Source organism: Nocardia transvalensis NBRC 15921, from assembly GCF_000308875.1.
In the GTDB taxonomy this organism is placed as follows: Bacteria; Actinomycetota; Actinomycetes; order Mycobacteriales; family Mycobacteriaceae; genus Nocardia; species Nocardia transvalensis.
Window position 1 is genome coordinate 53,845 of record NZ_BAGL01000014.1, and the last position, 11,667, is coordinate 65,511.

Annotated in this window: 10 protein-coding genes; 2 read left to right on the forward strand and 8 right to left on the reverse strand. The window is 70.8% G+C overall.

The window, feature by feature from the left end:
- Positions 1-95: 95 nt before the first annotated feature.
- The gene (locus ON41_RS06195) at positions 96-1,208 is read left to right on the forward strand and encodes a metallophosphoesterase (protein WP_373281322.1); all 1,113 of its coding nucleotides are present in this window, start codon (positions 96-98) and stop codon (positions 1,206-1,208) included.
- A gap of 87 nt (positions 1,209-1,295) precedes the next feature.
- Here the strand turns inward: ON41_RS06195 and ON41_RS06200 are convergent, their stop codons facing one another.
- Positions 1,296-2,711 carry a type VII secretion-associated protein gene (locus ON41_RS06200; RefSeq protein WP_040745912.1) on the reverse strand — a complete coding sequence of 472 codons (1,416 nt, stop codon included), beginning with the start codon at positions 2,709-2,711 and terminating at the stop codon, positions 1,296-1,298.
- A gap of 294 nt (positions 2,712-3,005) precedes the next feature.
- On the opposite strand from ON41_RS06200, the gene ON41_RS06205 reads away from it, so the two are divergent.
- On the forward strand, positions 3,006-4,304 hold the full coding sequence (locus tag ON41_RS06205) for an FHA domain-containing protein (protein ID WP_040745914.1): 1,299 nt from the start codon (positions 3,006-3,008) through the stop codon (positions 4,302-4,304).
- 300 nt (positions 4,305-4,604) lie between these two features.
- Here the strand turns inward: ON41_RS06205 and ON41_RS06210 are convergent, their stop codons facing one another.
- The 7 genes from ON41_RS06210 to ON41_RS06240 are packed head-to-tail and all read right to left on the reverse strand — an operon-like array spanning position 4,605 to position 11,616.
- On the reverse strand, positions 4,605-5,405 hold the full coding sequence (locus ON41_RS06210) for a crotonase/enoyl-CoA hydratase family protein (RefSeq protein ID WP_040745916.1): 801 nt from the start codon (positions 5,403-5,405) through the stop codon (positions 4,605-4,607).
- Positions 5,402-7,546, reverse strand: a complete 2,145-nt coding sequence (locus tag ON41_RS06215) for an acetate--CoA ligase family protein (RefSeq protein WP_040745997.1) — start codon at positions 7,544-7,546, stop codon at positions 5,402-5,404. Before ON41_RS06215 ends, ON41_RS06210 begins: the two co-directional genes overlap by 4 nt.
- A gap of 5 nt (positions 7,547-7,551) precedes the next feature.
- Complete coding sequence (locus tag ON41_RS06220) at positions 7,552-8,343, reverse strand: enoyl-CoA hydratase/isomerase family protein (protein ID WP_051161033.1); 792 nt, start codon at positions 8,341-8,343, stop codon at positions 7,552-7,554.
- 28 nt (positions 8,344-8,371) lie between these two features.
- Positions 8,372-9,250, reverse strand: coding sequence for an amino acid ABC transporter permease (locus tag ON41_RS06225; protein ID WP_040745917.1), 879 nt, complete (start codon positions 9,248-9,250; stop codon positions 8,372-8,374).
- A complete protein-coding gene (locus ON41_RS06230; RefSeq protein WP_040745919.1) occupies positions 9,247-9,897 on the reverse strand; it encodes an amino acid ABC transporter permease in 651 nt (216 codons plus the stop codon). The genes ON41_RS06225 and ON41_RS06230 overlap by 4 nt, the downstream gene beginning before the upstream one ends.
- Before the next feature lie 11 nt (positions 9,898-9,908).
- Positions 9,909-10,802 (reverse strand): glutamate ABC transporter substrate-binding protein, encoded by an 894-nt coding sequence (locus ON41_RS06235; RefSeq protein ID WP_040745920.1) that lies wholly within the window; start codon positions 10,800-10,802, stop codon positions 9,909-9,911.
- Positions 10,803-10,839: 37 nt separating this feature from the next.
- Positions 10,840-11,616, reverse strand: a complete 777-nt coding sequence (locus ON41_RS06240; RefSeq protein WP_040745922.1) for an amino acid ABC transporter ATP-binding protein — start codon at positions 11,614-11,616, stop codon at positions 10,840-10,842.
- Positions 11,617-11,667 lie beyond the last annotated feature (51 nt).

The following is an 11,667-nucleotide window of genomic DNA, read 5'->3' on the forward strand; positions in this document are numbered from 1 at the left end:
GCCGGGCACCGTCGTTTTGGGGGGCTCGCCGTCGGTAGCGGGCGGCCGGGGTGGCGCGCCGGGCCCGCGGCCGACAGGATGACGTAGTGAAGTACATCCCGCGTGTGGCTCTATTTCTGGCGATCCCGGCCCTGCTGTTCGGGGTTCCGTGGTGGTTGCTGGTCTATGCCACCAGTTCGGGGCCGCTGTTCTGGGCCGGGTCGGCGGTGTTCGTGCTCGCCGCCCTGAGCCTGCCCGCGGGGATGTTCCTCGGGCACGGGCCGCGGCAGTCGGATGCGGCGGTCGTCGTGGGGGACACGCTGCTCGGCGCCGCGTGGATGCTGTTCACCTGGTCGGTGATCGGGGCCGTGGTGCGGGGCGGGCTGATCGTCGCGGGCGTGGACGATCCCGCACGGTCGCGGATCGTCGCGGCCGGGGTGGTGGTCGTGTGGGTCGCGCTGATGGGCTGGGCGACGTTCGAGGCCCGGCGGATCCCGCGGGTGCGGTCGCTCGACATCACCATTCCGGGTCTCGGCCGCGCGCTGGACGGCCTGCGGCTGGTGGTCGTCACCGACACCCACTTCGCCGCGTTGAACCGGCTGGGGTGGTCGCGGCGGGTGGTCGAGATCGTCAACGAGTTGCGTCCCGATATCGCGTGTCACGCGGGTGATCTCGCGGACGGGTCGGTAGCGAAGCGGCGTGCGCAGGTCGAGCCGCTCGGCAAGGTCGAGGCCCCGCTGGGCCGGTTCTACATCACGGGCAACCACGAGTACTTCGGCGATGCACCCGGCTGGATCGACTACATGACCGAACTGGGCTGGCAGCCACTGCGCAATCAGCACGAGGTCGTGGAGAGGGGCGGCGACCGGCTGGTGATCGCGGGTATCGACGATCCGACCGGCGTCGCGCTGGACGGGCACGGCCCCGACCTGCCCGCCGCATTGCGCGGGGCCGATCCGGACGTGCCGGTGATCCTGCTCGCCCACCAGCCGAAGCAGATCGTGGACGCGGTGAAAGCCGATGTGGCACTCCAGGTCTCGGGCCACACCCACGGCGGCCAGATCTGGCCCTTCCGCTACCTCGTCCGCCTCGACCAGCCCGTCGTGGCGGGCCTGAGCCGCCACGGCACCCGCACCCAGCTCTACACCAGCCGCGGCACCGGCTTCTGGGGCCCACCCTTCCGCCTGTTCGCCCCCAGCGAGATCACCGTCCTCACCCTCCGAGTCTGATCCGCCCCGGCCCTACCCACCTGCCTCGGACCTTGCCTGCACTACCTCGCGCGCTGGGCGGGGACGCTGCTCGTATTGCCTCGCGCTCTATTGCGGGGTGATGCGGGCGTCGTGGACGAACTGCTCGCAGGTGGGGGCGAGGGGTTGCCAGCTGCCCGAGGGGTATTGGCAGCCGATGCTGACCTGGACGCCGGAGTCGACGAGGACCTGCCAGCGGACGGTGGTGCCGTCGGGCGGGTATTCCTCGTAGGAGAGGCCGGGGCGGCCGCCGAAGCTGGGGTCGCGGCGCAGTTCGGTCACGGTGCCCGGCGGGCGGCGCTGGATCTGGGACTCCAGGCTGTGGGCGACGTCGTCGGCGGTCGCTCCGGGAGCGAGGGGCTTCTGGGTGAGCGTGATGCGCTGGCGCGCACCGCCGTCCGGCGCGAGGTCCACGCGCGCGTCGGTCTGCGAGGCGATATGCCAACCGGCGGGGATCTGGGTGCGGACCCGGCCGAAAACCTGCGGGCTGGGTGCCGCCGAGGCTTTCGGGGCGGGCGGGGCACTGGACTGCGCGGCGGTCGTCGTCTCGTCCGACGACCCCGTCAGTAGCACGATCACACCCACCGCGGCGGCGATCACGACCACGACGGTCGCCGCGGCGGCGAGCAGGAACCGGTTGCGCCGCGGCTGCGGCGGCTGAGCGGCGAGGGCGTACTCCCGCAGCGAACTCTCGCGGTCGGGCTGTGCCTCGGCCGCCGGACGATAGGGCATACCGGAGGCGGCGACCGGGGGATGGGCGCCGTGGATCAGTTCGGCGCCACCGATCGGGCGCACGTCGACCGGGAAGCCGCACTGCCCGGCGATCGCGGCGCGCAGGCCCTCCAGCAGACCCGGCTCGGAAATGCCTACCGCCAGCAGATATGTCGGAGTCTGCCCGGCGAGCAGGCGGGCCACGACCGCGCCGATGCCGTCGAATCCGTTCGGCCCGTCGGCGAGGCCGACGGTCGGCTCGTGCTCGCAGGCGTCGATCCAGATGTCCGTTCCCGAACGGCCGACCAGGGTCACCGTCGTGGACAGCGGATTCGCCTCCAGCACCGCGATGCGCTGATGCTGCGCGGTGCTGGCCCCGAGCGAGACCGCCCGCAGCGCCAGCGGTTCCACGGTGGTATCGGCGACCAGGCGCGTGGCGGCGGCCTGAACCGCGGCGCGGCGTCGGCGTCCCCAGTCCGAGGGCGCGAGTACGGTCAGCCGCTCACACGGGCCGGGCAGGTGCAGGTTGGTGAGCACCGCGCCGAACAGCACCGCGAAGGCATCGGCCAGCGTCGGCAGCGTAGGGAACGCGATCCGGTCGGCATCGGCGAGCCGGACCACCGACACCGCGGGATACTGCGGCCGCAGTGCCTCGCCCACAACGAAACTCGCGCCGTCGCTGGCGGGAACGATCGACGGCGGGCCGTCCCAGTGCGTGGCCTCGCTGCGCGCCCACAGCCGGGTATCGGTCAGGACGAGTTCGACGCCGGTCATCAGATCGCCGCTTCGGCCGTCGTGCTCCGCCGCGCCCCGAGGCCGACCCCGATCGGCAGTAGTCTCCCGGCGATCTTCACGCCCTCCCCTTCCGTGTACGTCTCGCGAATCCTACTTCAGCCCCCCGACCGCCACCGTCCGACCGTAATCCCCGGTAACCGCCCGGTTCGTTCCCCTCGGAGCGGGGCGAAATACCGGATCGGGGACGGGCGGGGGTTCGGAGCGAGACGTTTGCCTTAACCTGGTGCGTGTGGTGACGACCGCAGTGGTGTGGCGCGGAGGCCGATTCCGTTGATGGATCGGCAGGTCGAGGTTGTCACCGGAAGGCATGTGGCGGTCCGGGTGGCCGGCGCCGTGCTGGTGGTCGGGCACCGGGAGCGTGGGCCGGTGACCCCGGACGCCCCGGCGATGCGGGCGGCCGAGGCGCTCGCCCAACTGGTCTGGGAGGCCGCGGAGCACGCGCCGGGCGGTCCGGGCCGGCTGGTGGCCCGCGAGGCGACCCGCTGGCTGATGCGGGACGCGGAGCAGATCAGTCCGGACCGGCCGATCGATCTCGGAATCCTGTCGCGATCGGACACCGGGGGAGTGGCGATCTTCCTGCACGGCGAGGTGACCGCGGTGCTGGCGGGGGAGCATATCGAGCACTACCGCGGTGTGGACGCCGCCTTCACCGTCGATCGGGTGGCGTCGCCGCCCGAACGCGCGGTGGCCCTGTTCATCGATGACGACGGCCGCATCCCCGATCTCCCGGACCGCGGCATCGGATCGCTGGTCGAGGGGGTGGCGCCGGCCGCCGGTGCGATCGTGTGGTTCGAGGGCGATCGGACCCGGGCGCGAGATCGGGTGCGGCCCAACCGGGGTGCCCATCACCGGCCCGAGGAGGGGCCGCCGCCGCCCACCTCGCGGCTGGACGGTGAAATGCCGGATTCCCATGCGCGAGAACAGCTTCCGGAACCGGCCGTGGATCCTCGCATGGCCGAGACGCAGCTGGGCCGGCCCGCCTCGCCGGGCACCGAGCCCGACCAGCCGACGCAGGAGGTCGGCACCAACCCGTCGCCCGTCGTGGACCCGGATCTGGAACGCCGCATGGAGGCGACCACGCGCGCCACCTCGCTGAGCGTGCGCGTGGTCGGATTCAAATGCGCGCGGGCACATCCCAGCGATCCGCGTTCGGCGTTCTGCACGGTGTGCGGTATGCCCGTGGACCAGACTCAGCCGCCCTCGGAGGTGGTGCGGCCGCCGCTGGGCATGCTGGTGCTCGACGACGGCATGACCTTCCTGCTGACCTCGGACGCGGTGATCGGGCGCGATCCGGAGAATTCCGAGGCCGCCCAGCGTGGCCTGATGCCGTTGAAGATCGAGGACTCCTCCGGCGGCATGTCCCGCGCCCACGCCGAGATCCGCCTGGTGAACTGGGACGTCACCGTCGTCGACCGCGGCTCCACCAACGGCACCCGCGCCCGCCTCCCCGGCTACCACGACTGGATCCGCCTCACCCCCAACCAGCCCATGGCCCTGGTCCAGGGCGCCGAGATCATGCTCGGCAACCGAGTCCTCCGCCTGGAACCCGCCGCCCCGCCCCCCTTCGGGTAACGGGCCCCGCCCGCGTCACGTAGGCGGGACATCGAGACCCAGCCGGCCGACACGCACCCTGAGCGCTCCCGCATCCGGTGCGCGCTCCCGCATCCGGTGCGCGCTCCCGCATCCGGTGCGCGCTCCGGCATCCGGTGCACGTTCCGGCATCCGGTGCACGTTCCGGCATCCGGTGCACGTTCCCGCGTCCCGTGCGTGCTCCCGCACCCCTGCGTGCTCCCGCACTCCCTCCACATTCCCGCACTACGTTCAGTGCTCTGGAACCGGTGCGGGAATGCGCAGAGGGTGCGGGAGTGGGGGTTAGTGGCCGGTGAATTCGGGTGGGCGGCGGGCGAGCATGGCGTCGACGGCCTCGTGGTGGTCGGCGGTTTGGTGGGCGATGGCCTGCATGGCGGCGGAGAGTTCGAGGAGGCTTTCGAGGCTCTGCCACTGGCCCTCGCGGAGGAGTTTCTTGGTCATGCGCAGGGAGTGGGGCGGGTTGGCGGCGACGCGGGCGGCCAGGTGGTGGGCGGCCTCGAGGAGGGCGTCGGGATCGACCACCGCCGAGACGAGTCCCCAGTCCAGAGCCGTGGCCGCGTCGATCGGCTCGCCGGTGAAGGCCATCTCGCTGGCGCGGGCCATGCCGACGGCGCGGGGCAGCAGCCACGCGCCGCCGTCGCCCGGAATGATGCCGACCTTCGCGAAGCTCTCGGCGAAGGTCGCGGTGCGGGAGGCGATGCGCATATCGCACATCAGGGCCAGATCGCAGCCCGCCCCGATGGCCGGCCCGTTGACGGCAGCGATCGTCGGAATCTCGCAGTGGTACAGGGCCTTCGGAATGCGCTGGATCCCGTGGCGGTATCCCTGCCGCAGTTCGGCGGGGCTGCCGCCGAACATCCCGCTCCGATCCCGCATGTGCTTGACGTTGCCGCCGGAGGAGAAGGCCGTCCCGGCGCCGGTCAGGATGGCCACCCGCACCGAGGGATCCCGGTTGACCTCGGCCACGGCCTGTTCGAGCGCGTCGACGGTCTCGGCCTCGGAGATCGGATTGCGCGCCTGCGGATTGTTGAGGGTCCACACGACGACATCGCCGGTGCGTTCGGTCAGAACTGGCTCGCTCACAGGTCGTACTCCTCGGGTGCGATAACGATGCGGACGTCCACCGGCACTATGCCCGTCCCCGCGGCGACGACCGGATTGAGGTCCAGCTCCGCGATCTCGGGATGCGCCGCGACCAGGTCGCCCACGCGGACGAGAAAACGGGCGAGCTCGGTGCGGTCGACGGCGGGCAGATGCCGGTACCCGTCGAGCATTCGCGACGCGATCGTCTCGCCGATCATCTCGTGCGCCTCGAGTTCGGTGAAGGGCGCGGCCCGGAAGGTCACATCGGCCAGCGCCTCCACCAGCACCCCGCCGCTGCCGAACGCGACCACCGGCCCGAATATCGGGTCGCGCGTGGCGCCGATCAGCAGCTCGACGCCGCGCGGCGCCATCGGCGCCACGATCATCCCGTCGATGCGCGCGTCCGGGACGGCCGCCCGGACCGAGGCCGTGATCTCCCGCGCCCGCGCCGCGGCGTTCTCGGTGACGACGTCGAGCCGGACACCGCCGGCCTCCGACTTGTGAATCACCTGCGGCGACACGACTTTCACCGCACACGGTTCGCCGAATCCGGACACGGCGATCTCCACCTCGTCCACATCCGATGCGAATGCCCATGGCCCTGAACCGATTCCGGCCTGGGCGAGCAGCCTGCGCCCGGTGGGCTCGTCCAGTACGCCCGGCTCGGTCGACACCGGCTCGGCCGGGTGTGGCAGGACGAGTGACGACCGCTGCCCGGCGTTACCGGCCCGCTTCCCACGCCGATCGAGGGCGGCGGCGATCCGCACCGCGTGATCGATCGAGGCGATCACCGGCACCCCTGCCGCTCGCAGCACGTCGTGGTTGGCGATCGGATCACCGGCGTAGCAGCTCTGGATGAGCAGGGGCGTGCCGTGCCGCCGCTGGGCGGCGAGAATATCTCGCGCGGTGTCGTTCTCGGCGCACTCGAGAGCCGGGTCGAAGCGCCGGTGGTAGCCGCCGAACAGGCCGACCACGAGCACCAGCCCGACCGCGGGATCGGCCATCAAGATGTCGGCGGCCGCGGCGAAGACGCCGGGATCGGCATCGGTGGCCCCCGCGACATCGACGGGATCGTGTACGGCCGCTGCCGGTCCGAGGAGTTCGCGCAGCGCCGCGCGGGTCTGTTCGTCCAGTTCGGCCAGCTCGACTCCGTGCGCGGTGAGCGCGTCGACGGCCAGCGTCGCGTGCCCGCCGCCGTCGCTGAGTACGGCGACCCGGCGGCCCGGCAGCACGGGCGGGGTGGTGGCCAGGGCCCCCGCGACGACGGCGAGTTCGTCCGAACGCCGCATCAATTCCACCCCGGCCTGTGCCAGGACGGCCGTGGCCACCGCATCCGATCCCGCCACGGATCCGGTGTGCGACAACGCCGTTCGCTGCCCGGCCGCCGAGCGCCCGCCGCGCAGCATCAGGACCGGGGTCTCCGCCGTGGCGCGGGCCGCGGCGATCAGGAAGGCGCGTCCGTCGGCCAGGCCCTCGGCGTGGACCGCGACCGCGCCGCAGCCGGGCTGGCCCGCGAGTTCGGTCAGGCATTCGTCGTACCGGACGTCGGCCTGATTCCCCAGGCCCACATAGGCGTGAAAGCCGGGCCCCCGGGCCGCGCGATCATCGTTCACCAGCGACAGGAGCATGTTCCCGCTCTGCGTGACGACACCGATCGGGCCCGCCGGAATATCTTGCAGACCAACAAGATTCGCACCGCTCGCGACATTGACGATGCCCGAGGTGTTCGGGCCGATCACCCGCACGCCACTGTCGGCGACGGCGGCGGCCAATTCGGCCTCGAGCCTTTCACCCGCCGCGCCGATCTCCCGGAAACCGTTGGCCAGCACCACCGCACCGGCGATCCCCGCGGCCCCGCACTCCCGCAGCACCCCAGGGACGGCCGCGCCGGGGACGGCGATGAGCGCGACGTCGACGCCGGGCGGCAGCCGGTCGATACTCGCGATCACCTCGAGCCCCAGGATCTCGGTGGCCTTCGGATTGACCGGATAGACCGGGTGGGAGTATCCGGAGTCTCGCAGTGCGCGAATCGCCTGGTACCCGCGCTTGGCCGGATCGGTCGAGGCGCCGATGATCGCGATGGACCGGGGATCGAGCAGTCGCCGCAGGGCGGTCCGCTCCACATCGGTGAGTGTCGTCACGTCGTTCACCGCCCCCGGAAGATCGGATCGCGGCGGTCGGCGAAGGCCGCGACGCCTTCGGCCCAGTCCTCGGTCGCCATCAGCGCCAGCAGGTCCCGCGGTTCGGAGTCCAAGGCCGCCTCCAGCGAATCGTCCCGTCGCAGTGCGGCTTTCATCCGGGCCAAGGCCAGCGGTGCTTTGGCCGCGAGCGAATCGGCCAGCGCCGCGGCGGCATCCGGTAGAGAGCCGGTGGCGACGGCCGAGTGCGCGAGGCCCCACTCGTATGCCTGTGCGCCGGTGAAGCGTTCGCCCAGGATGAGCAGATCCGTCGCCCGCCGCAGCCCGACCAGACGCGGTAGCCGGTGGGTGATCCCGCCGCCGACAAAGGTGCCGATACTCACCTCCGGGAAGCCCATGCGGGCCTCGGCGGCGATGACCAGAAAGTCCGCGCTCACCGCCAGCTCCGCGCCCGCACCGAGGGCGTACCCGTTGACCGCGGCCACGACCGGCGTCGACATGGTCTGGATCCGCCGGCACGCCTGTTGCCCCAGCTGGGCGTATCGCTCCCGGTCGGCGGGGGTGTGGGTGCCGGTGGCGTGCGCCTTCAGGTCCGCGCCGACGCAGAACGCGCGCCCCGCGCCGGTGAGGATCACGCATCGCGTCTCCGGGTCGTCATCGGCGGCCTCCAGGGCGGCGATGAGGTCGCGGTAGAGCTGCTCGCTGACGGCGTTGAGCCGGTCCGGCCGGTTCAGGGTCAGGACGGCGGTCCTGCCGCGACGGGTCACCAGCACGGTCGAGGCGTCGGTGGCTGTGGTCATCGAAGTGGATCTCCTGTCGGGAATGCGGTCAGCGGCTCGCGCCGACGGCCGGTGCGGGGGTGAGCGGAATATCCCCGGCGGGTGTGGATTTCGGGCGCGGGCCGCGGCCCTGCCGGGAGGTGAGCAGGCGCGAGACGAACGAGAGGGCGAAGTTGGTGGCGATGTACATCACCGCGACCCCGACGTACAGCTGCATCGAATACTGGCTGCCGTAGTACTCCACCAGCGAGCGGCCCTGCCGCAGCAGTTCGGCGTAGCCGACGATGAAACCGAGCGAGGTGTCCTTGAGAAGGATCACCATCTGGCTCACCAACACCGGCAGCATATTCGGAATCGCCTGGGGCAGCAGAACTCTGCCCAGGACGATGCCCCGGCCCAGCCCCATCGCCTCGGCGGCCTCGGTCTGTCCCCGGTCCACGGCGAGGATGCCGCCGCGGAAGATCTCGCACAGCACCGAGGAGTTGTAGGCGACCAGGGCCAGCACCACGATCTGCAGCAGGCTGGGTTCCACGCCCAGACTCGGCAGCCCGAGCGCCGCGAACAGCATGAGCAGCAACAGCGGGACACCGCGGAAACCCTCGACCACCGTGCCGGTGGCGAGCCGGACCGGCCGGTACATCGACAGCCGCCCGGCCGCCAGCAACAGCCCGATCACCAGCGCGATGATCATCGCCAGCCCCGCGGCCTTCAGGGTGGCGACGTATCCGTGCCACAGCGCTTGGGGCACACCGGTATCCGGATCCAGCAGGATCGCCCAGCGCCGGCGTTCGAGCTGATCGTGCGACCCGAGCCGCGCCAGCACGGCGGCCACGACCAGGGCGGTGACGAGTCCGGCGGCGATCGTGGTCCACCGGTACCGGCGCAGTTCCCGCGGGCCCGGCTCGTCGTAGAGGAAGGAGGTGTTCATCGCGCGACCGCCAATCGGTGCTCGAGCCTGCGGAATCCGAGCGCGGATCCGAGGGTGATGACGAGATAGGCCACCGCGATCCACACCAGGGCCTGGACGACGGCGGCCGGATCGAGGAAGTTGATCCGCTGCCCGGACGCGGTCAGCTCCAGCACCCCGAAGCCGGCGGCGACGGAGGTGTTCTTCACCAGCGCGATCCACACATTGGCCAGCGGCGGAACGACGGCGCGCAGGGCCTGCGGGACGATGATGAATCGCATGCTCTCGGCGAAGGAGAGCCCGAGCGCCCGCGCCGCCTCGGCCTGCCCGCGGCCGACCGTATTGACCCCCGCGCGCACCGCCTCGGAGACGAAGGCGGCCGTGTAGAAGCCGAGCGCGGCGATCGCCGAGACGGAATAGCTCGGAATGCTGAATCCGAGCTGCGGGAGGACGAAGACGATCAGGAAGAACACCACGGTCAGCGGCGTATTGCGGATGGTCTCCACATAGACCCCGCCCGCCCGCCGCAGAAACGGCACCGGCGACATCCGGGCGACGCCGACCAGCAGTCCGACGACGACGGCGAGCGCGCCGCCTCCGGCGCTCAACAGCAGGGTGGTCCCGAAGGCCCTCGACAACAGCGCGGCATTATCGGTGAGTACGTGCATGATGGCGGCCCTCAGTACCTGTCGAGATCCGGATGGGCGGGCGCCGGTCCGAGGATCCGGCCGGCGGTGCGGTCCCAGGCCGCCGACCACGCGCCGTCGGCGAAGGCGGCCCGCAGCGTGTCGTCGACGAAGCGCGCGAAATCCGTGCGCTCCTTGGCGATTCCGATGCCGTAGGGCTCCTCGGTGAAGGTGCCGGGGACGAGTTCGAAGGCGCCCTCGTCGAGGCTGCGGAGGCCGCCGAGAATGGTGTTGTCGGTGGTCATCGCCGCCACCTGGCCGTTCTTCAACGCCTCGGCGCATTTGCTGTAGGAGTCGAAGAGGACGACATGCGCGCCCGGGACCCGTTTGCGCATATTCGACGAGGATGCCGAGCCCTCCACGGCGCAGACGTTCTTGCCCGCGACGTCGTCGGGCGAGGCGATCTTCGCCGGATTGCCGCTGCGCACCATGAGCGACTGTCCCGCAATGTAATACGGGCCGGCGAAGTTGATGATCTCCTTGCGCTGGTCGTTGATGGTGTAGGTGGCGATGACGGCGTCGACCCGGCCCTGCTGGACGAACGGCTCGCGGTTCGCCGACACCGTCTCGACCCAGTCGATGTGGTCGGCGGGTATTCCGAGCCTGGCGGCGATGAGCTTGCCCATCTCGGCGTCGAAACCCTCCGGGCGGCCGGTGACCGGATTCTTCAGGCCGAACAGGGGCTGGTCGAATTTGGTTCCGATGGTGATCTTTCCGGCGTCGTGCAACCGCTGCATGGTCGAACCGGCGGGGAACGACGCGTTCGTGTCGACGGGCGGTCCGGAGTCGGTGATATCGATCGAGGGCGCGCCGGAATCGCACGCGGCGGCGAGGGTTACCGCGGCCACGCCGAGCAGCGCCGTGGCGAGGCGGGACAGTCTTCTCATGGTGTATGTCCTGGAATACGTTGCGGTGCGGTCTGATTCAGTGCTGCAGGACACGGGCGAGGAAGTCCTTGGCGCGGTCGCTGCGGGGCTCGGTGAAGAACTGCTGGGGCGTGGCCTCCTCGGCGATCACGCCGTCGGCCAGGAACAGCACGCGGTCGGCGCTGGCGTGGGCGAATCCCATCTCGTGGGTGACGACCACCATCGTCATCCCCTCGCTCGCCAGGGATCTCATGACGTCCAGCACCTCGCTGACCATCTCCGGATCCAGCGCGCTGGTCGGCTCATCGAAGAGCATGACCTCCGGCTCCATGGCCAGCCCGCGGGCGATCGCCACCCGCTGCTGCTGACCGCCGGACAGGCGCGGCGGATACGCATCGGCCTTGTGTGCCAAGCCGACTCGCTCCAGCAGGGCCATCGCCTTCTCCTCGGCCGCCGCGCGGGACAGCTTGCGGATGCGGATCGGGGAGAACGTGATGTTCTGCAGCACGGTCATGTGCGGGAACAGGTTGAAGGACTGGAACACCATGCCGATGTCCGCGCGCACCTTCTTCAGCTCCGCGCCGGAGGCCGGTAACGGGTCGCCGCGGAACGTGATCGTGCCGCCGCTGATTGTCTCCAGCCGGTTGATGGTGCGGCACAGCGTCGACTTGCCCGAGCCGGAGGGGCCGATCACCACCACGACCTCGCCCTTGGCGATATCGAGGTCGATATTCCGTAGCACGGTGGTGGGGCCGAAGGTCTTGGTCACCCCGCGCATCGAGATCAGCGGGGGCTCGGGGGAGGTGTCGGTATCGGTCAGCGATGTCGTTGTCATGGCGAGTCCAGTCGTGATCGGAGGTCCGTGTGAGGTAGCTAACAGGCTCGG